This window comes from Pseudomonas sp. 29 (assembly GCF_002754355.1).
Classification (GTDB): Bacteria; Pseudomonadota; Gammaproteobacteria; order Pseudomonadales; family Pseudomonadaceae; genus Aquipseudomonas; species Aquipseudomonas neuropathica.
In genome coordinates this window covers 382994-407528 of the sequence record NZ_PEEY01000001.1, presented here as the reverse complement: position 1 = coordinate 407528, position 24535 = coordinate 382994, and the positions used below count along the sequence as shown (strand labels likewise).

General features: G+C 59.6%; 27 protein-coding genes. 13 read left to right on the top strand and 14 right to left on the bottom strand.

From position 1 onward, the window contains the following. Positions 1-25: 25 nt before the first annotated feature. Together CLU80_RS01835 and CLU80_RS01830 are read right to left on the bottom strand one after the other, a co-directional pair. Positions 26-1420, bottom strand: a complete 1395-nt coding sequence (locus CLU80_RS01835; RefSeq protein WP_099756601.1) for a sensor histidine kinase — start codon at positions 1418-1420, stop codon at positions 26-28. After that, positions 1398-2081 carry a response regulator transcription factor gene (locus tag CLU80_RS01830; RefSeq protein ID WP_007914996.1) on the bottom strand — a complete coding sequence of 228 codons (684 nt, stop codon included), beginning with the start codon at positions 2079-2081 and terminating at the stop codon, positions 1398-1400. Before CLU80_RS01830 ends, CLU80_RS01835 begins: the two co-directional genes overlap by 23 nt. A 307-nt stretch (positions 2082-2388) precedes the next feature. Between CLU80_RS01830 and CLU80_RS01825 the strand changes: the two genes are divergently transcribed. Continuing rightward, positions 2389-3318, top strand: coding sequence for a hypothetical protein (locus tag CLU80_RS01825; protein WP_093441079.1), 930 nt, complete (start codon positions 2389-2391; stop codon positions 3316-3318). A gap of 24 nt (positions 3319-3342) precedes the next feature. On the opposite strand, the gene CLU80_RS30105 is transcribed toward CLU80_RS01825, so the two are convergent. Next, the gene (locus tag CLU80_RS30105; RefSeq protein ID WP_286079691.1) at positions 3343-3552 is read right to left on the bottom strand and encodes a hypothetical protein; all 210 of its coding nucleotides are present in this window, start codon (positions 3550-3552) and stop codon (positions 3343-3345) included. Between CLU80_RS30105 and CLU80_RS01820 the strand changes: the two genes are divergently transcribed. The 4 genes from CLU80_RS01820 to hcnC all read left to right on the top strand — a co-directional run bounded on the left by CLU80_RS01820 (position 3545) and on the right by hcnC (position 7300). Next, a complete protein-coding gene (locus tag CLU80_RS01820; protein ID WP_099756600.1) occupies positions 3545-4084 on the top strand; it encodes a hypothetical protein in 540 nt (179 codons plus the stop codon). The two genes, CLU80_RS30105 and CLU80_RS01820, sit on opposite strands and share 8 nt — an antisense overlap. Before the next feature lie 240 nt (positions 4085-4324). Further along, positions 4325-4642 (top strand): cyanide-forming glycine dehydrogenase subunit HcnA, encoded by a 318-nt coding sequence (gene hcnA, locus CLU80_RS01815; RefSeq protein WP_099756599.1) that lies wholly within the window; start codon positions 4325-4327, stop codon positions 4640-4642. After that, positions 4639-6048 carry a cyanide-forming glycine dehydrogenase subunit HcnB gene (hcnB, locus tag CLU80_RS01810; RefSeq protein ID WP_093441066.1) on the top strand — a complete coding sequence of 470 codons (1410 nt, stop codon included), beginning with the start codon at positions 4639-4641 and terminating at the stop codon, positions 6046-6048. Before hcnA ends, hcnB begins: the two co-directional genes overlap by 4 nt. After that, positions 6041-7300, top strand: a complete 1260-nt coding sequence (hcnC, locus tag CLU80_RS01805) for a cyanide-forming glycine dehydrogenase subunit HcnC (protein WP_099756598.1) — start codon at positions 6041-6043, stop codon at positions 7298-7300. The genes hcnB and hcnC overlap by 8 nt, the downstream gene beginning before the upstream one ends. A gap of 113 nt (positions 7301-7413) precedes the next feature. Here hcnC and CLU80_RS01800 read toward each other — a convergent pair whose 3' ends face one another. Further along, positions 7414-9222 (bottom strand): monovalent cation:proton antiporter-2 (CPA2) family protein, encoded by a 1809-nt coding sequence (locus tag CLU80_RS01800; RefSeq protein ID WP_093441057.1) that lies wholly within the window; start codon positions 9220-9222, stop codon positions 7414-7416. 251 nt (positions 9223-9473) lie between these two features. On the opposite strand from CLU80_RS01800, the gene CLU80_RS01790 reads away from it, so the two are divergent. Beyond that, a complete protein-coding gene (locus tag CLU80_RS01790) occupies positions 9474-10388 on the top strand; it encodes a LysR family transcriptional regulator (RefSeq protein ID WP_099756597.1) in 915 nt (304 codons plus the stop codon). On the opposite strand, the gene CLU80_RS01785 is transcribed toward CLU80_RS01790, so the two are convergent. Beyond that, positions 10378-11148, bottom strand: a complete 771-nt coding sequence (locus tag CLU80_RS01785; protein WP_099756596.1) for a substrate-binding domain-containing protein — start codon at positions 11146-11148, stop codon at positions 10378-10380. The two genes, CLU80_RS01790 and CLU80_RS01785, sit on opposite strands and share 11 nt — an antisense overlap. 12 nt (positions 11149-11160) lie before the next feature. After that, the gene (locus CLU80_RS01780; RefSeq protein WP_095048013.1) at positions 11161-12453 is read right to left on the bottom strand and encodes an MFS transporter; all 1293 of its coding nucleotides are present in this window, start codon (positions 12451-12453) and stop codon (positions 11161-11163) included. A gap of 433 nt (positions 12454-12886) precedes the next feature. Between CLU80_RS01780 and CLU80_RS01775 the strand changes: the two genes are divergently transcribed. Together CLU80_RS01775 and CLU80_RS01770 are read left to right on the top strand one after the other, a co-directional pair. Continuing rightward, complete coding sequence (locus CLU80_RS01775; protein WP_034156152.1) at positions 12887-13192, top strand: RcnB family protein; 306 nt, start codon at positions 12887-12889, stop codon at positions 13190-13192. 101 nt (positions 13193-13293) lie between these two features. Further along, positions 13294-13758 (top strand): hypothetical protein, encoded by a 465-nt coding sequence (locus tag CLU80_RS01770; RefSeq protein WP_095124530.1) that lies wholly within the window; start codon positions 13294-13296, stop codon positions 13756-13758. A gap of 5 nt (positions 13759-13763) precedes the next feature. Here the strand turns inward: CLU80_RS01770 and CLU80_RS01765 are convergent, their stop codons facing one another. Beyond that, on the bottom strand, positions 13764-14840 hold the full coding sequence (locus CLU80_RS01765; RefSeq protein ID WP_099756595.1) for a sensor domain-containing diguanylate cyclase: 1077 nt from the start codon (positions 14838-14840) through the stop codon (positions 13764-13766). Between the two features lie 163 nt (positions 14841-15003). Between CLU80_RS01765 and CLU80_RS01760 the strand changes: the two genes are divergently transcribed. Continuing rightward, positions 15004-15342, top strand: coding sequence for an FKBP-type peptidyl-prolyl cis-trans isomerase (locus CLU80_RS01760; protein WP_099756594.1), 339 nt, complete (start codon positions 15004-15006; stop codon positions 15340-15342). Between the two features lie 59 nt (positions 15343-15401). Here CLU80_RS01760 and CLU80_RS01755 read toward each other — a convergent pair whose 3' ends face one another. The 5 genes from CLU80_RS01755 to ftrA form a co-directional block, all read right to left on the bottom strand. Then, on the bottom strand, positions 15402-15737 hold the full coding sequence (locus tag CLU80_RS01755; RefSeq protein WP_099756593.1) for a hypothetical protein: 336 nt from the start codon (positions 15735-15737) through the stop codon (positions 15402-15404). After that, positions 15734-16972 (bottom strand): S-type pyocin domain-containing protein, encoded by a 1239-nt coding sequence (locus CLU80_RS01750; protein WP_099756592.1) that lies wholly within the window; start codon positions 16970-16972, stop codon positions 15734-15736. Before CLU80_RS01750 ends, CLU80_RS01755 begins: the two co-directional genes overlap by 4 nt. Positions 16973-17278: 306 nt before the next feature. Then, the gene (locus CLU80_RS01745; RefSeq protein WP_095124533.1) at positions 17279-17548 is read right to left on the bottom strand and encodes a hypothetical protein; all 270 of its coding nucleotides are present in this window, start codon (positions 17546-17548) and stop codon (positions 17279-17281) included. A 2-nt stretch (positions 17549-17550) separates the two neighbouring features. Next, positions 17551-17931, bottom strand: a complete 381-nt coding sequence (locus CLU80_RS01740) for a DUF6124 family protein (RefSeq protein WP_099756591.1) — start codon at positions 17929-17931, stop codon at positions 17551-17553. A gap of 439 nt (positions 17932-18370) precedes the next feature. Continuing rightward, entirely contained in the window at positions 18371-19345 is a 975-nt protein-coding gene (ftrA, locus tag CLU80_RS01735) for a transcriptional regulator FtrA (protein WP_095048007.1), read from the bottom strand. A gap of 101 nt (positions 19346-19446) precedes the next feature. Between ftrA and CLU80_RS01730 the strand changes: the two genes are divergently transcribed. The 4 genes from CLU80_RS01730 to CLU80_RS01715 all read left to right on the top strand — a co-directional run bounded on the left by CLU80_RS01730 (position 19447) and on the right by CLU80_RS01715 (position 23124). Beyond that, on the top strand, positions 19447-19875 hold the full coding sequence (locus CLU80_RS01730) for a rhodanese-like domain-containing protein (RefSeq protein WP_099756590.1): 429 nt from the start codon (positions 19447-19449) through the stop codon (positions 19873-19875). Positions 19876-20122: 247 nt separating this feature from the next. Further along, positions 20123-20902 (top strand): L-arginine-binding protein AotJ, encoded by a 780-nt coding sequence (aotJ, locus tag CLU80_RS01725; protein WP_016984244.1) that lies wholly within the window; start codon positions 20123-20125, stop codon positions 20900-20902. A gap of 210 nt (positions 20903-21112) precedes the next feature. Continuing rightward, positions 21113-22225 (top strand): M14 family metallopeptidase, encoded by a 1113-nt coding sequence (locus CLU80_RS01720; RefSeq protein ID WP_099756589.1) that lies wholly within the window; start codon positions 21113-21115, stop codon positions 22223-22225. A 182-nt stretch (positions 22226-22407) separates the two neighbouring features. Beyond that, entirely contained in the window at positions 22408-23124 is a 717-nt protein-coding gene (locus CLU80_RS01715; RefSeq protein ID WP_099756588.1) for an alpha/beta hydrolase, read from the top strand. Here CLU80_RS01715 and CLU80_RS01710 read toward each other — a convergent pair. Then, the gene (locus tag CLU80_RS01710; protein ID WP_093440992.1) at positions 23114-23671 is read right to left on the bottom strand and encodes a DcrB/PsbP domain-containing protein; all 558 of its coding nucleotides are present in this window, start codon (positions 23669-23671) and stop codon (positions 23114-23116) included. The two genes, CLU80_RS01715 and CLU80_RS01710, sit on opposite strands and share 11 nt — an antisense overlap. A gap of 84 nt (positions 23672-23755) precedes the next feature. Then, the gene (locus tag CLU80_RS01705) at positions 23756-24529 is read right to left on the bottom strand and encodes a hypothetical protein (RefSeq protein WP_099756587.1); all 774 of its coding nucleotides are present in this window, start codon (positions 24527-24529) and stop codon (positions 23756-23758) included. Positions 24530-24535 lie beyond the last annotated feature (6 nt).

The window sequence follows — 24535 nt, the reverse complement described above, 5'->3', positions numbered from 1 at the left end:
CATTGATTGCATTCCAAGGTGGGAATCAGGAGTTTTCGATCAGGCTCTGCCGGCAATCGAGCGCCAGTTTCGCCCCGCCCAGATCACTGCTGCCGACTTCAAGACTGAAGCCATGCAAGCTGACAATCGCCGCCACAATCGACAATCCGAGGCCAAAGCCACCCTGCGGCTGCCCACCCTCGGCGCGATAGAAGCGCTGGAACACCGCCTCGCGCTCAGCCTCGGGAATTCCCGGTCCGGAATCGTGCACCTCAATCCGCGTCTGCCCACCCGCGTTCACCCCACGCAGCATCACTGTGCCGCCCGGTGGTGTGAACTTGATCGAGTTACTCAGCAGATTGGCCAAGGCCTCGAACAGCAACGCCCGATCACCATTGAGTGGCGGCAGCGTCTCCGGCATGTTCAGCTCGAAACGCAGCTCGCCTTCCTCGGCCAGCGGCAGGTAAAACTCGTGCAGTTCTTCCAGCAATTGCACTGGATCGAGCTCGACAAAACCTGAACGGCGCTGGCGATCCTCAAGCTCGGAAATCCGCAACAACCCGCGAAACCGCGCCATCAGCGTGTCCGCTTCGGCGAGCACCAGATCCAGTTGCGCCGCTTCCTGCGAACCTTCACCAGCCTGCTGCTGCATGCGATACAGCTGCGCGCGCAGGCGCGTCAGTGGCGTGCGCAGATCATGGGCGATGTTGTCGCAGACGCCTTTGACTTCATTCATCAAGCGCTCGATGCGCTCCAGCATCGCGTTGACGATGGCCGCGAGCATGTCCAGTTCATCGCGGCGATTGGACAAGGGCAGGCGCCGGGTCAGGTCGCCGGCAACAATCGCCTGAGCGCTGGCCTGAATCGCCCGGATGCGCCGCAACGGCCGACGCCGCAGTAAATGCCAACCGGCAATGCCCGGCAGAATCGTCAGCGACACGCCCCAGAACAACGCATGCAAAATGATCCGCGTGACGGCGAACAGCGAGCCGTTATCGCGCAGCAATACCAGCCAGCGCCCATCGCGGGTTTGCGTGGCCACCGCGTCGCAGCTGTCATTGGGCAGGGTCGGGTCATCGGAGTCGGCGCAGTCGGCGAGCATGTGGATCTTGCCGTCCAGCGGCAGGCCTTCGGGGATCTGCTGGAGTGCGCCGCCAAGGTATACGCCTTGCGCATCGAACAGGCCATAAGCGTCGATGCCGCGAATGTCGAAGGTCATGCTGGCGGCGAGGGCGTCTTCGAGTTGTTCGCCGCGAAAGTGCGAAAACAGGTGCTGACGTTGCATCAACGAGTGTTTGGCGAGGTTGTCGAGGTAGCCGGAGACCTCGTAATACATGACCCCCATGAGGATCGCGCTCCAGGCCACGAACAGCGAACTGTACAGCGCCAGCAAGCGGCTGCTGGAGGAGCGCCAGCCGTCAGACGGGTTCGGCAATGACATAACCCGAGCCCCGTACCGTGCGGATCAGCGGCACATGGCCGGCGGCGTCGATCTTCTTGCGCAGACGGCCGATGTGCACGTCGATCAGGTTGGTGCCGGGGTCGAAGTGATAGCCCCAGACCTCTTCGAAAATCATCATCCGCGAAAGGATCTGGCCACTGTTGCGCATGAGGAATTCGAGCAGCTTGTATTCGGTCGGCAGCAGCGTCAGCACTTGTTCGGCGCGGCGCGCTTCATGGCTGATCAAATCAAGTTCGAGGTCGGCCACCTGCAACGTCGTTGCCTGAGTGGCGCCGCTGTTCTGCCGACGCAGCAACACTTCCACCCGCGCGGCCATTTCATCGGTGGCGAACGGTTTGGTCAGGTAATCATCGCCGCCGGCGCGCAAGCCGCGTACGCGTTCGTCGACATCGGAGAGGGCGCTGATCATCAGGATCGGCGTGGCCACGCCCATGGTACGCAGCGTGGTGACGATGGCCAGGCCATCGAGTTCGGGCAGCATGCGGTCGAGGGTGATCAGGTCGTAGTTGCCGCTCACGGCGCGGTCGAGCCCTTCGCGGCCATTGTCGACCCAGTCGACTTCCAGCCCGTGGCTGCTCAGTTCGGCGACGATTTCCCGAGCGGTCACGGCGTCGTCTTCGATGGTCAAGATACGAGTCATAGGCAGGCCTGCTGATCGGTTCAAACGGAATGGCAGCATTTTGCCAAGAAAATCTGCTGACGCTTTAAATTAACTTTCATGTTGACCTGTCACAAACGCAGATTTGGAGCGCTATTGATACTTGAGGCCAATGCATAAAACCCGCTGTTATCCGGCAGTTGTTGCAAATTGCAAGGTCTGAGGAAGTTCACTCTTTCTAACTGTCTGAAATTGAAGGATTTATTTAATTTGTTCGACTGGCACGGTCACTGCAATTCCTCTGCTGACGAGTTGTAACACCATTTTTCATGCCTGGAGCAGAACAACAATGAATAGATCCTCTGATGGGTTTTATCCTGCCGTTGAAGAGTCGAGCAGCGTTTCGGGCGTGTCCTGGGGCGCGATCTTCGCCGGTGCCGCGGCTGCCGCTGCACTGTCGATGATTTTGGTGTTGCTCGGTTTCGGTTTGGGTTTCTCTGCCGTTTCACCGTGGGCCGGAGAGGGCGTCAGCGCCAAGGGCCTGGGCATTTCCACGATAGTCTGGCTGGCGGCGACGCAAATCATCGCTTCCGGCATGGGTGGCTACATCGCCGGTCGCCTGCGGGTGAAGTGGGCGAACATGCACGGTGACGAAGTGTATTTCCGCGACACCGCGCACGGCTTCCTGGCCTGGTGCGTGGCTACATTGGTCACTGCAGTGCTGGTGGTCGGTTCGGTCAGCAGCGTGATCAGTGGTGGTGTGCAGGCCGGTGCCAGTGTGGCTGGCGGTGCTGCCAGCGCCATGACTCAAGCAGCCGGTTCTGCGGCGGCCAACACCGACAGCAACCAGTACGGCTACTACATCGACAGCCTGTTCCGCGATGACCGTCCGGCCTCTGTCAGCGATGACGCCGCTCATGGCGCTGTGGCCCGCATCTTTGCGCAAAGCCTGGCCAACGGTCAGCTGAGTGCTGAAGACCGTACTTACCTCGCACAACTGGTCGCGCAACGTACCAACCTGACTCAGGCCGATGCCGAACGTCGCGTTGACGAGATTTATGCGCGCACTCAGAAAGCCCTCGCCGACGCCAAAGTCAAAGCTCAACAAGCCGCCGACACCGCTGCGAAAGTCGCTGCCTGGACCTCGCTGTGGATGTTCATTTCGCTGTTGGCCGGTGCGTTCTTCGCCAGCCTCGCGGCTACTTACGGCGGTCGTCGTCGTGATGCCGTCGAGTACGTAGAAGTCGACACCTACACCACGACCACTCCAGTCCGTTAAACAAGGAGCATCACCATGCGCTCATTACTGCTGTTTTTCCTCGGCGTGCCAATCCCGATCATCATCCTGATCGCCCTGTTCGTGCACTGATTGCTTGATTGAGGCGTATGCCTCGGCCGCTTCCACCTTCGGGTGGAAGCGGCTTTTTGCTTTCTGACGGGGAACAAGGGGAGAATCCGCGTCGGCAACGGGGCGGCCGTTGCGCGCACGTTTAAGGATGAATAGGTTGAACAAGCAAGCAATCAAACGAAAAGTCGTCGAAATGCTCGATAGCGGGCATTCCAGGGCCGCAACCTTCAAGGTGCTTTCGGGTGGCAAGGTCAAGGATCGAGTGCTGGCGGGCTGGATCGGGGCGCATCCGGATCCCGCCCTGAGAAAACGACACGCCGTTAAAGTCAACATTCTGGTCGCACTGATGGGTATCTGGGGACTTCTCGGGGCGATAGCCGGGCTGCTTCAAATCAATGACGGTGGCACCGCTATGGCATTGACCATGGTCTTGATTATTGGCGTGATTCCGCTCTTGTTTGCGTGGGGCTTTTACAAGGGCATCGCGGTGGTTTACACAATCTATGTCACCTTCACGATCAGCCAGATTCCTCGTGAATTCTACGGCTTCAGTGAAGAACCCGTGTCGACTCTGCTCGGCGTGACGTTCATTCTGGCCATGGTGTTCTACGCCGCCTGGGTCAAATCGCTGCTGTTTCCGGACCTCGCTTTGGTCGGTACAAGGAAGATCAAGGGGCAGTACGTCTTCTCCAACTGATCGTTCGACAATCCAGCCGCTTTCACTGGCCTGGATCAATATTTCGCCGGGCGATATCGCCTAACGTAAATGATCCAGGCCTTTGCTGAGGCATGAACTACAGTGCTTCACGCGCACCTTGTTGCGCTGACGAAGTACCCGCGTCGACGCCCCTCACAGCCACAATAAACGCGTCGACCCGGTGTAGTGCAGCAAGGAGCTGACACCACCTCAACCGAACTCTCACGGATGAACATAGCAATGCACTGCCAAGAAAGAACCTTCGATATCCAGCCGTTGGCGCAGGCGGACATGACCGTCCACATCAACGGTCAAGCGGTCACCGCCGCCATCGGCGAAACCGTCCTCAGCGTTATTCAATCACTCGGCCTACGCCAGATCGCGCGCAACGATCACGACCAGATCACCGGCGCCTATTGCGGCATGGGCGTGTGCCAGTGCTGTCTGGTGAAAATCAATGGCCGGCACAAACGCCGTGCCTGTCAGACCGTGGTGCGTGACGGCATGCAGATTGAAACCCAGGTCAACCGCATCACCACGCAAGAGGTGATCGTATGAGCCAGCAACCGGTCATCGTCGGCGGCGGCCCGGCGGGGATGGCGGCGGCCATCGAACTGGCGCGCCACGGGGTGCGCTGCACCTTGCTCGAAGAAGCTTCACGCCTTGGCGGTGTGGTCTATCGCGGGCCGCTGCGTGACGGCGTGCAGCTGGATTATCTCGGCCCGCGCTACTCCGAAGCGCTGGGCAAACTGCACGGTGATTTTCAGGAACAGGCCGGGCTGATCGATGTACGCCTCAACCATCGTGTGGTCGGCGCCGAAGGTACTCGTGCATTGGTAGTGCTGGATGGCGATGAGCAATTGCACGAGATCGAGTATCCGCAATTGCTCCTGGCTGCCGGTTGCCACGAACGCAGCGTGCCGTTTCCGGGCTGGACGTTGCCGGGGGTGATCATGCTCGGCGGTCTGCAACTGCAAATCAAAAGTGGCGTGGTCAAGCCGCAAGGGCCGGTGATCATCGCCGGCACCGGGCCGTTGCTGCCGCTGGTGGCGACGCAGTTGCATGCGTCGGGCGTCAGCGTCGCGGGCGTGTATGAGGCTTGCGCGTTCGGCAAGATTGCCCGCGAAAGTCTGGCGCTGCTGAACAAGCCGCAATTGTTTCTCGATGGTTTGAGCATGCTCGCCTACCTGAAACTGCACGGCATCCCGATGAACTACGGCTGGGGCGTGGTCGAGGCGCATGGCGAGGGCGAGCTGAAAAGCGTCAGCGTCGCGCCGTACTCGGCCACGTGGGAACCGGACATGAGCCGCGTCGAGCGTTTCGAAGCCAAGACCCTCGCGGTCGGTTATGGCTTTATTCCGCGCACCCAACTGAGCCAGCAGATGGGCCTGGATCACGGCTTCAGTGACGACGGTTACCTGCGCGCCAACGCCAACGTCTGGCAGCAAAGCAACGAACCGCACGTGCATCTGGCCGGCGACATGGGCGGGATTCGCGGCGGTGAAGCAGCGATGCTCGCCGGCAAGATCGCCGCAACCTCGATTCTGCTGCAACGCGGTGTGCTCGAAGAGGAATTGGCGCGTGTGCGTCGCGACCGTTACTTGAGCAAACTCAAAGCCATCGTGCGCTTTCGCGCTGCCGTCGATCGTTACACCGAACGCGGCGTCGGCCAGACCGCATTGCCCGCCGCTGACACGGTGATCTGTCGCTGTGAACACGCCACCCGCGCCGACATCGACCTGGCGCTGGAGCAAGGCGTGCAAGACATCGCCAGCCTGAAAATGCGCACCCGCGTGAGCATGGGCGATTGCCAGGGGCGCATGTGCGTCGGCTACTGCAGCGATCGTTTGCGTCAGGCTACCGGGCGCAAGGACGTCGGTTGGTTGCGTCCGCGTTTTCCGATTGATCCGATTCCTTTTTCCGCGTTCCAGTCCGTTGGCACGGAGGCCGCTGCCCATGAGTAAGTTCTACGACGTGATCATTGCCGGCGGCGGCGTGATCGGGGCGTCCTGCGCCTATCAATTGTCCAAGCGCAAAAACCTCAAAGTAGCGCTGATCGATGCCAAGCGCCCTGGCAACGCTACCCGTGCTTCGGCCGGCGGTTTGTGGGCGATCGGTGAGTCGGTCGGCCTCGGCTGCGGGGTGATTTTCTTCCGCATGATGTCGGCCAACCGCAAGCGCGAAACCCAGGGCGCGGCGGTGGCAGTGGACGCAAGCACGCCGCACATTCTGCCGGAGTCATTCTTCGATTTCGCCCTGCAGTCCAACGCGCTGTACCCGGCGCTGCACCGTGAGCTGAAAGACAACCACGGCATGGATTTCAAGTTCGAAAAGACCGGGCTGAAATTCGTCATTTACGACGATGAAGACCGGCTCTACGCCGAGCACATCGTCGGCTGCATTCCGCACCTGGCCGATCAGGTGCGCTGGCTCGACCAAGCGGCGCTACGCGAGTCTGAACCGAGCGTCAGCCACGAAGCACGCGGGGCGCTGGAGTTTCTCTGCGACCATCAGGTCAGCCCGTTCCGCCTCGCCGACGCCTATATGGAAGGCGCGCGGCAGAACGGCGTCGACATCTTCGTCAACACCAACGTCACCGGTGTGTTGCATCACGGCAGTCGCGTCACCGGTGTGCAGACGGCCGAGGAGGGCGTGTTCCACTGCAAGACGCTGATCAACTCTGGCGGTGCCTGGGCGGCAGATCTGAGTGAATGGGCGACGGGTATTCGCATCCCGGTGAAACCGGTGAAGGGCCAGATTCTGCTCACCGAGCGCATGCCGAAAATCCTTAACGGCTGCCTGACCACCAGCGACTGCTACGTGGCGCAGAAGGACAATGGCGAGATCCTGATCGGCAGCACCACCGAAGACAAAGGCTTCGACGTCACCACCACCTACCCGGAAATCGCCGGGCTGGTGCAGGGCGCAGTGCGCTGCCTGCCGGAACTCAAGGACGTCAATCTGAAACGCACCTGGGCGGGTTTGCGTCCGGGTTCGCCGGATGAGTTGCCGATTCTCGGGCCCATGCGTGGGGTGGAAGGGTATTTGAATGCCTGCGGCCACTTCCGTACCGGCATTCTGACCTCGGCGATTACCGGTGTGCTGCTGGACAAACTGGTCAACGATGAGCCGTTGCCGCTGGATATCACGCCGTTTCTGGCGGACCGGTTTGAGGTGGCGCCGGTCAAACCAGCACTGGAATTAGAACTGGCCTGACACCGATCCCCTGTAGGCCTTCGCCTGCTCGCGATAGCAGTCTGTCAGTAATGAATAAGTCGACTGACACCGGCATCGCGAGCAGGCTCACTCCTACAGGTTCTGTGCAGGGCTCAGGTGTTGCGGGATTCTTCTTCCAGCTGGTCCGATTCAAACAACCGCGCCAGCTCCGCCCGGGCTTCCTGGGCGGTTTGCAGCACTTTGGCCGCGTCGTCGTAGACCGCGTGTTGCGCCTCCAGCACCTGTTCGTCGTGATGCTTGAAGCGCTTGATCCGCGCATCGGCCTGGGCCTGGGTCAAACCAAGTCCCACCAATGTACGCCGGCTCATTTCCAGGCTCGAATAATAAGTCTCACGAATCGCTTCCGCGCCAACATCGACCAAACGGTGCACGTGCTGACGGTTACGTGCCCGAGCGATGATCTTCATGTGCGGATACAGCTTGCGCACCACTTCGGCGGTCTTGATATTGGTCTCCGGATCATCCGTGGCAATCACGAAATATTCCGCCTCGCCGACCTTGGCTGCATTGAGGATTTCCGGGCGCATCGGGTCGCCGTAGAACACCGGCACACCGCCAAAACTGCGCGACAGTTCAATGGTTTCCACCGAGGTGTCCAGCGCGACGAATTTGATGTTCTGCGCACGCAGAATCCGCGCGACGATCTGGCCCATCCGGCCCATGCCAGCGATCACTACACGCGGCGTGTCGGTGTCGATCTCACGGTATTTTTCCGGCACTTCCACCGGCTGCACTTTTGGGCTGACCAGCCGCGCGCAGATCAGCAGCAACAACGGCGTCACCGCCATCGACAGGGTGATGGTCAACACCAGCAAGTCATACAAACGCGGTTCGAACAGGCCCTGGTCGCGACCGATCTTGAACACCACAAAAGCGAATTCACCACCGGCCGCCAAGACGATACCGAGGCGAATCGCACTGACCTTGTTCAAGCCCCCGGCCAGGCGTCCGACGATGAACAGCAGCGGTAATTTCAGCCCGATCAACAGCAGCGTCAGCCCCAACACGGTGATCGGCGCACTCAGCAGCAAGCTGAGGTTGGCGCCCATGCCGACACTGATGAAAAACAGCCCCAGCAGCAGACCTTTGAACGGCTCGATCTGCGCTTCCAGTTCATGGCGATATTCCGAATCCGCCAACAGTAAACCGGCAAGAAACGCCCCCAGCGCCATCGACACACCGACCAGATCCATCAACCACGCCGTGCCGATCACCACCAGCAACGCCGTGGCCGTCGACACTTCCGGCAGACCGGTTTTCGCCACCACGCGGAACACCGGACGCAACAGATAACGCCCACCGACCACGACCACCGCGATACCGCCGAGCACCTGCAACGCATGGTTCAGACTCTCGGCGTTGCTGGTGTCGTGAGCACCACCCGCCAGCATCGGCACCAGTGCGATCAACGGGATCGCGGCGATGTCCTGGAACAACAGAATCGCGAACGCCAGTCGCCCATGGGGGCTGGTCAGCTCCTTGCGCTCGGCCAGACTTTGCAGACCGAATGCCGTCGAGGACAGCGCCAGACCAAGGCCGAGCACAATCGCACTGTTCAGCGGTTGGCCAAACACCGACAGCGCCAGCACGCCGATCACCGAAGCCGTCAGCAACACCTGCGCCAGACCAACGCCGAACACCGATTTGCGCATCACCCACAAACGTCGCGGCGACAGCTCAAGCCCAATGATGAACAGCAGCAACACCACGCCCAGTTCGGAAATATGCGCGACGCTTTGCGGGTTGCCGATCAGACCCAAAACCGACGGGCCGATGATCACCCCGGCAAACAGATAACCGAGCACGGCGCCCAGTTGCAGACGTTTGGCCAAAGGCACGGTGAGCACGGCCGCGAACAGAAAGACGACAGCGGCTTGCAACAGATTGCCTTCATGGGGCATGGGGGGTTACTCCTGACAACGGTACGGCGGGGGTGACAAGGATAAGGGTTACAGCGATTCCATATCCACAGAAGATCCCCTGTAGGAGTGAGCCTGCTCGCGATATCGGTGTGTCAGCCACACATAAGTCGACTGATTCACCGCTATCGCGAGCAGGCTCACTCCTACAGGAGATTTTCATCGTTTCTGTAATATCTGGCATCAATTGGTTACATTCATAACCTCTACGAATCAATCCCCCGAGTCCCGCCATGGCCATCAACTTCGACCTCAACGACCTGCAAGCCTTTCGCGCCGTGGTCGAGCAGGGCAGTTTTCGCAAGGCCGCCGACACCGTGCGCCTGTCGCAACCGGCGCTAAGCCGGCGCATCGAAAAGCTCGAAGACGCCCTCGGCGTCAAACTCTTCGAACGCACCACACGCAAGGTCAGCCTGACCCAGGCTGGACGCGGCTTCATGCCCAGCGTCGAGCGTTTGCTCGATGATCTCGACGTCGCGTTGTTGGGCATCAGCGAAGTCGCATCGACCCGTTTGGGCCATGTCACCGTCGCCTGCGTGCCTTCGGCGGCGTACTACTTCATGCCCCGCGTGGTTGCGCGCTATCACCAGCAATTCCCACGGATCAAAGTCAAAGTGCTCGACTCCAGTGCGCACGATGTCTTGAGTGCGGTGGTCAACGGCGAGGCGGATTTCGGCTTGAGTTTCCTCGGCACGCAGGATGCCAAAATCGAGTTCGAACCGCTTGTGCAGGAGTGCTACGTCGTCGCTTGTCGCCGCGATCACCCGCTGGCCGGGCGCAGCAGCGTGACCTGGGACGAGTTCTATCAGCAGGATTACATCTCGCTCGACAAGACCTCCGGCAACCGCTTTCTGCTCGATCAGGCGTTGAGCAGCGTAGTGCCGCAGCGTTCGAGCATCTGCGAAACCCGTCATGTGACAACGATGATCGGTCTGGTGGAGGCGGGGTTGGGGGTGGCGGCGGTGCCGCTGATGGCGATGCCGGGGCCGGATCATCCGATCCTGACGCGGGTGCCGTTGACCGACCCGCAAGTGATGCGCAGTGTCGGCATCATCAAGCGCCGGGGTCGTACGCTGACCCCGGCGGCACTGGAACTGGAGCGGCTGGTGGTGGAAATGAAAGTCCAGCCGCCAATTGTCAGCGCTTGACCGAATCCAGTCCGGTGGCTTGCACGTCAGCTTGTGCGGCCGGCGCGGCGAGGTAGGCGAGCAGGGCTTTGGCTTCTTCAGGATGCTGTGCGCCGACCGGAATCCCGGCGGCAAAACGCGTCACCGACTGTACCGATTCCGGAATCTTCGCCACGAAACTCACGCCCGGCACCGGCAGCAATTCGCTGACCTGCTGGAAGCCCAGTTGATAGTCGCCAGTGGCAACCACCGAGCCGACCGGGATTTTCGGGATCATTTTTGCCTTCGGCTTCAGCTGATCTTCGATCCCCAGTTTCTTGAACAACTGCTGCTCGATGTAGACGCCGCTGGCGCTGTCGGAGTAGGCCACTGACTGCGCGTCGAGCAGGGTTTTCTTCAGGCCGTCGACACTGCTGATGTCCGGTTTCGGCGCGCCTTCGCGCACCACCAGGCCGATCCGCGAATCGGCCAGCTCAACGCGCGAGGCCGGGTCGACTTTGCCTTGCTTGATCAGGTCATCGAGGGCATAGCCGACCATGATCACCACGTCGGCGTGTTCACCGCGCGCGAGGCGATTGGGGATCGCTTCGGGGGCTTTGCCCATCGACGGGCCGAGGCTGGTGGTCAGGGTGTTGCCGCTGGCGGCAGCGAATTTCGGCCCGAGAATCTTGTAGGCGGCGGTGAAGCCGCCGGAGGTCATCACGCTCAATTCTTCGGCCTGCGCCGCGAGGTTGAACGCGAGACCGGCGAGCAGGGCGGTGACAGTAAACAGTTTTTTCATGGCGAGTTTTCCTCAGGCCGCGACAGGTTGCAGACGACCACCGGCACGGCGGTACAGATAAAGAGTGGCGCACAAGGCACATAGCGCACCGATGCTCATCCAGTAACCCGGCGCGGCTTTGTCGCCGGTGTACTGAATCAGGAAGGTCGACATCGCCGGGGTGAAACCGCCGAAAATTGCCGTGGCCAGGCTATACGCGAGGGAGAAACCGGCAACCCGCACTTCCACCGGCATGATCTCGGTGAGCGCCGGAATCATTGCGCCGTTGTACAAGCCGTAGATAAACGACAGCCACAACAGTGACAGCAGCATGTGGCTGAAGCTCGGCGCCTGCACCAGGTACGACAGCGCCGGATAAGTCGTGGCAAGGGCCAGCAGCGACATGGCGATCAGCACCGGGCGACGGCCGATACGGTCGGACAACAGGCCGCCAATCGGCAACCAGAAGAAGTTCGACACACCGACCAGCAGCGTCACCAACAGTGCGTCGGAGGTGCTCAGGTGCAGCACGGTTTTGCCGAAGGTTGGCGCGTACACGGTGATCAGGTAAAACGCGGTGGTGGTCAGCGCGACCATCAACATGCCGCCGAGTACCACGCCCCAGTTCTGGCCGAGGGTGCGGAACACTTCGCCCATGCTTGGGCGGTGTTTGCGTGCGGCGAACTCTTCGGTTTCCGCCAGGTTACGGCGCAGGAAAAAGATGAACGGGACGATCATGCAGCCGACGAAAAACGGAATCCGCCAGCCCCAATCGGCCACCACATCCGGCGCCATCCATGCGTTCAAGGCGTAGCCCAAAGCGGCGGCGACGATGATCGCCACTTGCTGACTGGCCGACTGCCAAGCGGTGAAGAAACCTTTGCGGCCCGGCGTGGCGATCTCGGCGAGATACACCGACACACCGCCCAATTCCGCCCCGGCCGAGAAGCCTTGCAGCAAGCGCCCGATCAACACCAGTGCCGGCGCAAACAGGCCGATGCTTTCGTAACCGGGCACCAGCACTATCAGGATCGTGCCGCTGGCCATGATCGACAGCGTGACGATCAACCCTTTGCGCCGACCTACGTCATCGATGTACGCACCGAGCACGATGGCGCCCAGCGGACGCATCAAAAAGCCTGCGCCGAACACCGCAAAGGTCATCATCAGGGAGGCGAACTCACTGCTCGCCGGAAAGAACACCGCCGCAATCTGCGTGGCGTAGAAGCCGAAGAGGAAGAAGTCGAATTGTTCGAGGAAGTTGCCCGAGGTCACCCGGAAAATGGCACCGGCCCGCGAGCCGTTGTGTGGGATTGAGGCTGTCATAGAAAAGTACTCCACCGCTTTTATGACGTGCGCGACGGGAGGGCGGCGCACGGTTTTTATTGAGGTGGATGGTGGCGCAGGTGTAACCGGATGTTAATTGCATTATTGGCATGGATTGATGTGCAAAGTGGATCAATGGGGTTTTTTGGGTACAAATCCATTGCTGCTGTAACGGCTGTTTATGGTTTCGCCACCCCAGCCCTCTCCCGAGGGAGAGGGAGCCGATTTCGGTTGGTTTTGAAACTTGCATTCGACTCGGTATCGCACGTCGGCACACTTCTGCCAAACACCTCGGTCAGTCCCCTCTCCCTCCGGGAGAGGGCTAGGGTGAGGGGCTCTTGATTTCCTCTAGCGCCCACCCCCGGTAAAAAAGGAATGATTCCCGCCCCACGCAGTCGGAGTTGAGGTACTACACATCTCAGGAGGTTCACCGATGAACAGCAAAACCCTAATCGCCAGCCTGGCCCTCGTTGCCGGCATTGCCGGGATCAGCCCACTTGTTCAAGCGGCGCAAACCTCAAATGAACAGGCCGTGCAATCCCCGGTCAGCGACCGCGAATTGAAGGTCAATGATCGGGCGCCGGATATTTATCAGCGCAGTGAAAAAGCCATCGACTGGAAAACCAAGGGCCTGAAAAAACCTGTTGATCAGGCGCAATGGGTACAGATCAATGACCAGTACGTCATGGTGATGATCACCAACGGGACGATTGTCGAGATGAAGCCGGTCCCACGTTAAATCTCCGGCAATAATCAGCCATGGACGGTTGATTGCAATCGAGCGCCGTTCGGGTAAAACCCTTGGGGCGTTTTGGATGTCGGGAAGTCAGGAGCAACAGGTTGGAAAAGAAACCGCTGTATCGCAAAGAAAACACCACCGCCCATAACGTCTGGCGCAACAACCCAGGCGGGCACTACCGTGATCAACGAAACACCAAAGCGCAAAGCCACAGCGAGGCCACGCGCGGCTCTATGCATGGCATCAAACACCACGGCTACGACTACACGCCGTTGTTTCGTTTTCTGTTATCCCGCGTCGGCGGTCATTGGGATGAGATTTTCAGCGAAGCGGTATCTCGCCTTGATCGGCCAGAACCGGTTTTCTGGATGGTTGCCATCCACGAAGACGATCGCAAGGACATTGTGCGACTGGGCGAGTCGGCCTACTTCAACGGCCTGTTCGTCGATGAGCAAAAGCAGCTGCAAATCGTCAATCCGCAGCTGAGTGTCGAAGAGATGAAGCCTCATTGCCGGTGTTGCACGCATACCTTCAATGGCATTCCGTTTGGCCTGCCTGCGGACTGATCGAGCTACTCAACCCGAACGTGATTCATCACCTGCCCACCCCCCAACCGATACTGATTATTGCCACTGCGCTTGGCCTCATACATCGCCAGATCGGCAATGTGCAGCAAGCGATCCATAGCCGTCGCATGATCCGGAAACACCGCCACGCCAAGGCTGGTGCCGATGTGGCGCTGGTCGTTGCCGATGCTGATCGGTGGCGACAGTTCGATGAAGATTTTCTGGCAGATGCTGCGGGCTTCGTCCGGCAAACTCAGGTTCGGCGCCAGGCCTTGCAGGATCACCACAAACTCATCACCGCCAATACGCGCGACGGTGTCGGTGGCGCGCAAGATGCGTTTCAACCGTGTTGCCGTGGTGATCAGCACGCGGTCGCCGGCGGCATGGCCGTAGCGATCGTTGATGGTTTTGAAACCGTTGAGGTCGATGAATACCAGTGCGACGCGGGTCTCGGTCTGCCGCGCGTGATCCAGCGCTTCCGACAAGCGTTGCTCCAGCACCAGGCGATTGGGCAGGCCGGTCAGCGGATCGAAGTGGGCGAGGTGTTGCAGGTAGCTGGCCGAGGCTTTTTCTTCGGTGATGTCGCGCACCACGCCCATCATTTTCACCACCGCATCGTGGTCGTTGTGCACCACGTTGCCGGTTTCCCGCAGCCAGCGAATCGTGCCGTCAGGCCACACCACGCGGTATTCCTCATCATGGTTTTCGCCGGTTTCAAGACAGCGCAACTCACCTTCGCGCACTTTGGTGCGGTCGTCCGGATGGACGCAGGAGCAGAACAGCGCATAGGACGGCGTAATCTCGCCGATCTTGAACCCGAACATGCCGTAAATCGCGTCCGACCAGTACAGCCGATCCGTGTCGACTTCCCAATCCCAAGTGCCGATGCGCGCAAAGTACTGGCTGCGTTTGAAACGCTCGACGTCGCCGTCCTGCTGAATGTTTGGGCCATCAGCAGCACGCGTCAGCAGATCCCGGTAGTGCGCGAGTTGCCTGCGCAAACCGCGTTCGCGCCACAGCAGCAGGGCGATGATGGCCAGCACGATCACGCCCACGGCAAGGCTGATCCAGAACAGAGTCATTCGGGCGCTGCCAGCATGGCGGGTCGATCCGTAGAGTAGTGGCGGTTGGCTATGTTAATGCTTCATTACTCGGTTCGGATACCATGTTGATCTGCGCTGGCAGGTTGCCAATCCCCGGCATTTCTGGGAAAACGGCGGCCGGCTGAACAATAGAGTGAATGTTATGAATGATGAACTGCAGGTAATCGATCTTCAGATCGGCGAAGGCAAAGCCGCCGTCAAAGGTGCGCTGATCACCACCCAATACACCGGATGGCTGGAAGACGGCAGCGAGTTCGATTCTTCCTACAGCCGAGGCAAACCTTTCCAGTGCGTGATTGGCACCGGGCGGGTGATCAAGGGTTGGGATCAGGGCTTGATGGGGATGCAGGTGGGGGGCAAGCGCAAATTGCTGGTGCCGGCGCATCTGGGGTATGGCGAACGGACGATGGGCAAGATCCCGCCGGGTTCGAATCTGGTGTTTGAGATTGAGTTGTTGGAAGTGCTGACGCGGGAGGATTGAGGTGGGGGGCGTCGATTTGGATGAAGTCCGTTACTTCATCCAAATGCCGTCAGGGTGGATCAGGTGAATACGTCTATATCGTCAAGCGTGTCTTCGATGATTCCTTGCAGTGAAGGGTGCGTTTGCTTGGCTGATTCGAGTGCCGCAAAAACTGTTTCAGTATCCAGTTCGCCATGTCGGCGAGCGATGTGCCCGAGTGCAGTAGCCGCAGCGGCCACAATTGCTTCGGTTTTGCTGGCGAGCTGTTTCAGGCAGATGTCCTGAGCCCAGTTTCTATCGGTTTCATTCAGGCCAATGGATACGAGTGCGGTGATTACGTTTGCATCCGTGTCGCTGGAAAGTAGGCGAATGGCCTCGTCATGGCTAATAGATGGATCTTGATAGATGAGGCTCACTTTGCATCTCCCAGGATTCTGCCTTTGTTGTCTACTTTTTTAGCCTTGATCAGCGCATTTTTCATATCTTGGTGAAGTTTATCCCATGGCCTTACGTGGCCGTGATAGACATCTCCACCCGTGCGATCGAAGACGACTAGCTCATTTGTTTCTGGATCAATTCCGATTCTACGTGGTGATGTAGGTTTGACCTGAACCGAGTTTTCTAGCGCTTCCTGACCATTGGTTGGTCCTTTACTTTTTATGGGTGTATCTGTTTTTCCGTGGTAACTGGCTGCATCGAACTCAAGCGCCAAAACAATATAAAGGGGTTTAATTCCCGAGTTTGGAGGAAAAACAAGGATGAAATCTCGGTACTCAGGCGGGTAAACCGGATTAACGATGAGCTTGTCCGCTTGCTCAGTCGGCGGATAAATCCAGATCTGGGGAATTTGCGGTGCGCCTTCCAGCGGTGGAATTTCCGATGTACTGCTTGTGTCTACGGCGGGAGTCCAAATCAGTGTTGCCCCATTACCGAAATCTGCGACTTGCTGGGTGCCTTGCTTCACGAACCGTACGACAGGAATCATCTCCCAATCGCTGCGCGTCTGGGTGTTGTACCCATATCCTTTCAAGGTGCCGTCGGCTTGTTGTTTTAAACGCAATCGGACACGAGTGCGACCTTTCTCAAGCGATTTAAGTTGTTCTTCTGTGTATAGCGAGCTGTCGCCCAAACTCGAAGGCCAAAGCAGAGCAACCATGCCGAGCAATGCACCAGCGACAACACCTCCCGTCACTGCACTTGCACCACTCACTGCACTTGCGCCTGGGCTTGCAGTGGTAGTCGTAGCTAATAAAAGCGTTCCTGCCGCAGCGGGAAAATTACGGCCTCCTACTTTTTTCAGCGGGATGTTGCCAGCAGTGTCTCGTTCGCGGCCGCCCAACAAAGACAACTCTCCAAAATCAGCCAACTTCTCGACCGGAATAAATCCGGTACTACTGACATGGTTGATTACACCATCCGGAAGTTGGCAGCTTTTAGCGAACACGCAACCTTTTGCATCGGGCATGGGCTGTTGTGGCTGTTTGATTAGGCTATTTTCGTAAGCTTGCTGTCTGGCAAGCATGTCGTCATAGGCGGTTTGTCTAGCTTCCCGCTCTGCCAACTCGCTGTCGGTCATGTAGCGGCTAGTGATGTGGTGTCCGTCACCGGCCGGTGGATTTTGAACCCGAGGTCTGTCTGTCTTTCGCGCCATGAGCGTCCTTGTTCTATCGTCAGAAAACGATGCGGACGCTAAATGAATGGGCGTTTGATGGATGTAGGACGGGTCTGAAATTGCGACAGTTGTTACAAGTGTAAAAAATCAGGATGGGTACATCGGCAGGTACGCCAACTCGCTCGGGCCTTCCTATGGTCTGGTTTTCAGATATTTGTCAGCAGAAAGAACGCCATCGCGAGCAGGCGAAGGCCTACAGTTGATCGCGGATGCTCATGGGATTTGAGTGCACCGCAGATCTAGTGTAGGAGCGAGCCTGCTCGCGAAGAACGATTACACGGTCAATCAGGCTGCGTGTGCCATTTCGGCCAGTGTGTCGGCCACGGTTCTTTGCAGTGAGGGGAACCGGCGGGTTACGCGGCGCAGTGCGGGCAGGACGGCGTCGATTTCCAGTTCATCGAGTTGGGGAAGGGCGGTGACGGCGGAGGCGACGATGGATTCGCGTTCGCTTTCGAAGAGCACCAGGCAGGCGTTCTGCGCCCAGCGTCCGTCCCGCTCGTTGAAACCCATCGCCACCAGTGCCGCGACGACTTGTGCATCGGTTTTGTTGGACATGTTTATTGCCTCAGGGCGGGTTCGATTTTGTCGAGGGCGCGGTTGACCGCGAGTTCGCCGAGCATGACCACTTGCTGGATGCCGAGCACGGTGTTGCGGTAGGGCGAGTCGAGCAGGGCGGCGAAGTCGCTGAGCATGATGCTGGCCGAGGCCATGGATTCGCAGGCGTGGGCCATGAGGTCTTCGGCGCCGGTGTTCGGGTCGACGAGGAACATGGTGCTGGGTCTGCGCGGTGGTGACGGCGGTGTGGGTTTCAGATAGTGATCGAGGGCGCGTTCGGCGGCTTCGTGGAGTTTTCTGGAGCCCGGTTCGGAGTAGGGGGACGTTGGATTTGGATCAACTTCCGCACCTGTTTCGGGCGGATTCGGCGTTATTTTGAACATTTCTTAGAACCTTTTAATGAGGCCGACACGTTCATTGCGACTAAACAAATGGGTGGCAGCTATGCGCAGGTTAGTCGACCGGTGGTTCTAAGCAATCCCGGCGCACCCGAAGGCGCCCTGCGCACAGCTACCATTAAGCTCAGGCGCGAGAATGCCTGACTGAACGGACTGTATGCTGCCAAAAAACCACCGAGCGACTAAACCCGATCACTGAACATTCAGTGACGCGAACCAAGTTACCGGCAGCCCCCAAGCCGCACAAGCCGGCGGATTCTGGCGTAGTTGTAGGCAAAGGCGCAAGGCGCTGTAGCCTCATGGCTGATGTCTAAATGATGCTGCGTTTGACTGGGCGCCTTCGCGAGCAGGCTCGCTCCCACAGGGGGAACGCATTCCAAACTGTGGGAGCGAGCTTGCTCGCGAAGGCGCCTGCAAAATCACCTCAGGATTCAACCCTCACGCCCCGCCCAAACCGCTCCCGATAAACCGACGGCGGCACCCCCACCACCCCACGAAACGCCACACGAAAACTCTCCACCGACCGATAACCGCAACGCTCGGCAATCTGCTCGGTGTTATGCGGCGTACTCTCCAACAACTCCCGCGCCCGCGCCAAGCGTTCATGTTGCAACCACGCCTTCGGCGACTGCCCACTGGCCTCGGTAAAACGCCGCAGAAACGTGCGCTCACTCATCGCCGCTTCACTGGCCAGATCACGCACCTCCAGCGGTTCATGTAAACGCTCGCGCGCCCACTGCATCACCCGTGACAGATCGTTGCGCGGCGTCGGGCTGACCGGGGTTGGAATGAACTGCGCCTGGCCGCCAGTACGCTGTGGCGACATCACCAGTCGCCGCGCCACCGAGTTGGCGACTTGCGTGCCGAAGTCCCGCGCCACCAGATGCAGGCAGGCATCGATTCCGGCGGCGCTGCCGGCCGAGGTGATCAACTGCCCGGAGTCGACGTAAAGCACATCGGCATCGACGGCAATCGCCGGGAAGCGCTGCGCCAGTTCCGCCGTGTAACGCCAATGGGTGGTGGCGCCGTGGCCATCGAGCAGGCCGGTGGCGGCCAGCACAAATACACCGGAGCAGATCGACAGCAACCGCGCGCCCCGGGCATGGGCCTGACGCAACGCGTCGATCAATGCTGGAGGCACCGCCGCGTTACGGTCGCGCCAGCCGGGAATGATGATGGTGCGCGCCTCGGCCAACAATTCCAGACCGCCATCGGCCAGCACCTGAATGCCGCCCAAGGCGCGCATCGGGCCTTGATCGACCGCCGCAATGGCGTGGGTGTACCACGGGAAATCGAACTCCGGCCGGGTCAGGCCGAAGACCTCCACGGCGATGCCAAACTCGAATGTGCAGAGGCCGTCGTAGGCCAGAATCGCAACCAGACCTGGTGATGTCGGCATTTGGCGGAAAATTCCCGGTGAGTGTCTTGTGCGCCACTGTAGCCGCAAGCGACCGCTCGATAAAGTCTGTTCACACCCGTTCAGATAAAGGAGCAACACCCATGGTCAGCCTGGTTCGCGACATTCCTGCGGCGCCGTCGGCGATCGCCCTGATGCACTTCAGCAATCGTCTGACTTTCGAAACCGATTGTTCCGACGTCTTCAGTAGCCAGGAGGCTGGCGAGATCGATTTTGTCCTGGTCGATGTCCGTGGTCCGCTGGCCTTTGAGCGCGGGCATGTACCGGGCGCGATCAATATCCCGAACCGGTTACTGACGGCGGCGGAGCTGGCGATCTACCCGAAAACCACGCTGTTCGTGGTCTATTGCGCCGGCCCGCACTGCAACGGCGCGAACAAGGCGGCGGTGAAACTGGCAGCGCTGGGGTATCCGGTCAAGGAGATGATCGGCGGGGTTACCGGATGGCTGGATGAAGGCTTTCAACTCAGCGTTGAGCAAGTCGGCAAAACCGCCATCGGCTGCGAATGCTGACGTTCTTTTAAGAGAAATCCTGAGCAAAAAAAGCGCTTGTCCTACAGCCTTTGCACCACGACGGCGCACCCGTTGACCCCGGTCAATCGGTGCGCCGATCTTTCATAAGTATTTGTCGCTTAAACACAATTTACCCTGTGCGCGCCGCCATAGACTGCCGGCCACTTCGGTGTTTGTAGCCAATTGGCCATGACCGAACGCTGAATCGAAAGCTGCCAATAAAAGCCTCCGCACACAGGAGTTATAAATGAAGAAGCTAGTGATGTTCGGTGCCCTGGCACTGTCGATGTTGTCCCTGACCGCCGTGGCCGAAGACGCCAAGCCGATCCGCATCGGTATTGAAGCCGGTTACCCGCCATTCTCGATGAAAACCCCTGACGGCAAACTCGCCGGTTTCGACGTCGATATCGGCGATGCGCTGTGCGCGCAGATGAAAGTCAAATGCACCTGGGTCGAGCAGGAATTCGATGGCCTGATCCCGGCGCTGAAAGTGAAGAAGATCGACGCGATTCTGTCGTCGATGACCATCACCGACGACCGCAAGAAAAACGTCGATTTCACCATCAAGTACTACCACACCCCGGCGCGCTTCGTGATGAAGGAAGGCTCCGGTGTCAAAGACCCGCTGACCGAGCTCAAGGGCAAGAAAGTCGGCGTGCTGCGTGCCAGCACCCACGACCGTTACGCCACCGAAGTGCTGGTGCCGGCCGGGATCGACCTGGTGCGTTACGGCTCGCAACAGGAAGCCAACCTCGACATGGTTTCCGGGCGTATCGACGCGATGCTGGCTGACTCGGTCAACCTGAGCGACGGTTTCCTGAAAACCGACGCCGGCAAAGGTTTTGAATTCGTTGGCCCGACCTACGAAGACGCCAAGTACTTCGGCGGCGGTGCCGGCATCGCAGTGCGCAAGGGCGATACCGCGCTGGCCGAGCAATTCAACAAAGCCATCACCGAAATCCGCGCCAATGGCGAGTACAAGAAAGTCCAGGACAAGTACTTCGACTTTGACGTGTACGGCCATTAATACGCCGTAGAAAAAAGTGGCCCCGTTTGCGCGGTGGCCACTTTTTTTATGCTTTCTTTCTACAGATGGAGATCCCTGTGGGAGCGAGCTTGCTCGCGAATACGGTTTAACATTCAACATCTTTATTGACTGTCAAATTGCATTCGCGAGCAAGCTCGCTCTCACAGGGATCTCATTGATCCAGATCTACCAGACTGCAGGAGTCTTCCCATGCAACGCATCGACCATGTTCTGCCCTGGAGCCACTTGGGCAGCGAACGCTCGCTCAGTGTGTTCCGCTATGGCGCCGGCACCCGCAAGGTCTACATCCAGTCCAGCCTGCACGCCGATGAACTGCCGGGCATGCGCACCGCGTGGGAACTCAAGCAGCGCCTCAATGAACTGGAACAGCAAGGCCGTTTGCAGGGCGTGATCGAACTGGTGCCGGTAGCCAACCCGATCGGCCTCAATCAACACGTGCAAGGTGCGCACATGGGCCGCTTCGAACTGGGCAGCGGCAAGAATTTCAACCGCGCCTTCGTCGAACTCAGTGCCCCGGTCGGGGCGTTGATCGGTGAGCGTCTGGGCACTGATGCCGAGGCCAACGTTGCACTGATCCGCCAAACCATGGGCCAGGTATTCGATGAACTGCCGGCGCCGGCCTCGCAACTGGAAGCCTTGCATCGCCTGTTGCTGCGCCATGCCTGCGATGCCGACATCACCCTCGATTTGCATTGCGATTTCGACGCGGCGATTCACTTGTACGCGCTGCCGCAGCACTGGCCACAGTGGCAATCGCTGGCGGCGCGCTTGAAGGCCGGCGTGGCGCTGCTGTGTGAAGATTCCGGTGGCAGCTCGTTCGATGAATCCTGCTCGACGCCGTGGTTGCGTCTGGCGCGGGCATTTCCCAATGCTGCAATTCCGGCGGCGAATCTGGCGACCACGCTGGAACTGGGCAGCATGGGCGACACCCGGGTCGATCAGGCGCAGGCCAATTGTGAGGCGATCCTCGGCTTCCTCGCCGAGCAAGGTTTCATCAGCGGCGAATGGCCGCCGGCGCCAAGCGAGTGCTGCGAAGGTCTGCCATTCGAGGGCACCGAATACCTGTTTGCGCCGCACCATGGCGTGGTGAGTTTCCTGCGCAATGCCGGCGAGTGGGTGGAGCAGGGCGATGCGTTGTTCGAGGTGGTCGATCCGTTGCAGGATCGCGTGACCACCGTGCGCGCCGGCACCAGTGGCGTGCTGTTTGCGCTGGATCGTGGGCGTTATACCGAGCCGGGGATCTGGCAGGCGAAAGTGGCGGGGCGGGTGGCGTTTCGGACGGGCAAATTGACCAACGACTGACGGGATCTCCGTTGGGGCTAATGGCCTCATCGCGAGCAGGCTCACTCCTACAGGGGGAACGCATTCCAAATGTAGGAGTGAGCCTGCTCGCGATGGCGGCATCAGCAACACCACCGAATTTGGATCCTCGCCGCAGGATGTTAGGCTCCCCCCGAACCCGACACTCCGTGAAGGAAGGCTCTATGTTGAAGGTCTTTGCTCTCTTGACCCTGCTGGCGTCCAGCGCCGTGCAGGCGCAAACCACGCTGCAATCCGATCTGCCGCTCAAGTACATCGAGCAGGTGCACGCCGACGCCGAGCCGCGTCCGTTGGTGATTTTTCTTCACGGCTACGGCAGTAACGAAGCCGATCTGATCGGCATGAAATTCCAGCTCCCGGCGCAATACAACTACCTGTCGGTGCAGGCGCCGTTGTCGTTGGGCGAAGGACGTTTCCAGTGGTTTCGCAAGAAAGGCGAAGGTGCCTACAACGGCGAGACCGATGATCTGAAGGTCAGTGGCCAGAAGCTGCGCGACTTTGTCGCGCAAGCGGCGCAGAAATATCACACCACCCCGAGCAAGGTGTACCTGATCGGCTTCAGCCAGGGCGCGATGATGACCTACGAGGTGGGGCTGCGGCCGCCAGTCGCTGTCGGCGGGATCGCTGCGTTGAGCGGGCGTTTATTGCCAGTGTTGAAAGCTGAACTCAAAGGCGAGCAGCAGCCGTTGCCGCTGAATATCTTTATCGGCCACGGCACCGCCGATGATCGGGTGCCCTACCACGACGGCACCGAGGCCAATGCGCAGCTACAGAAGCTGGGCTACAAACCGCAGTTTCATGCCTATCCCGGCGTCGGCCACAGTATCAGTGCGGCCGAGCTGCGCGACTTGAATGGCTGGCTGCAGCAGCTCAATCCTTGAGGATGGTTTTCACCAAAGCATCGTGACCTTTCTTGTCGCTGGCGCGGGAGATCACCTGTACCAGCGCCATTTTCGTCCCGGAGCCGGCCATCAGCGTGGTGTTGAGGGTCTGGCCACCGCCCTGGGTCGCGGTGCTGTCGACCTGACGCAGGCCAAGGCCGGTGCCTTTCTGGGTCAGGCTTTTTTCGCTGAGTTTGTTGAAGTCCGGCAGGGCCTTGCGCTGGTCGTCGATGAAACTCGAGACGGTGCTGTCGAGGAACTGCCCGTCGTTATCCTTGACGTGCTGGCCTTCGGGAATCTGGTTTTCAGCGGTAATGACCACGGTCTTCGTCGCTTCATTGGTGTACATCGTGCCTTTGGTTCCGCTCGGGCTGGTCGGCAGCGGGTCGGCGACGAAACCTTTAGGCAACACAAAGGTGAACTTGCCCTCGAGCATCGAGACTTTCTCGGTGCCGGCATTTTTCTTGGCCGCTTGCGCGTGGAGGGCGCCGAAACCGGCGAGGGCCGCCACCAGCAGGACGACGGCTTTTTTGCTCAACAATGACATGTGAATCTCCGGTGGATGGTCGCGCGAGGCGGGCGATCATCCCACGGAGGGGGGCGGGCGTTCCAGCGCGAATCGTCTGACCGGTTACTGCGCCTGCGCTTTCGCCAGCGGACGGGCCAACAGGCGTTTGGTCACGCCGAGCATCGCCACCGACACCGCGACACCGACGGCGAATCCACTCAGTCCCATGCTCGGCAAGGTCAGTGCCGAGACCAGACAAAACGCCGAAAACGAATACATGCCGGTGGCCGTCGCCCTTAACAATGCGGCGGTAAATGCCGGGCCGCGCGTCTGTTGCGAGAACACCGCCATTACACTGCCGAGCACCGGGAACACCGCGAGCAAACCGCTCCAGCGCTCGCCGACGGTGCTGGCCAGCATCGTCACCACCAAGGTCAACGCGGCACCGGCGATCATTCGCCAGATCAGTTTGTCCGACTTCGGCGCCGGACCGTTGAGCACCGGTTGTACCGCAGGAAACAGATACGGCGATGCCAACAACGCAACCGCCGCCGCTGCCACGGAAAACGGCAGCGACGCCGGGATCAGCGACAACACCCAAGCAATCACGGCCCACACCGACAGCGACGCCGCCAACGCCAGCGGCCAGTTCGCCCGTTGCGCGACCTGTGCGTAGGTGATGCAGAACGCAATCATCGCGAACATCGCCGATAACGCCGCCACCGCTGATTGCGCGGCAAACGCCGGACCCTGCTCGATGGCGAGGAAAAACAGAATCGGCCCGACCACCACGGGCAACCCCGACAGCCACCCGGCCACGCTCGGCCCCCAGCGTTTGCCCGCCAGGGATATCAGCAGCAGAAAACCGGGAATCAGCAGCAGTTTGAGGATCAGCACGCAGGT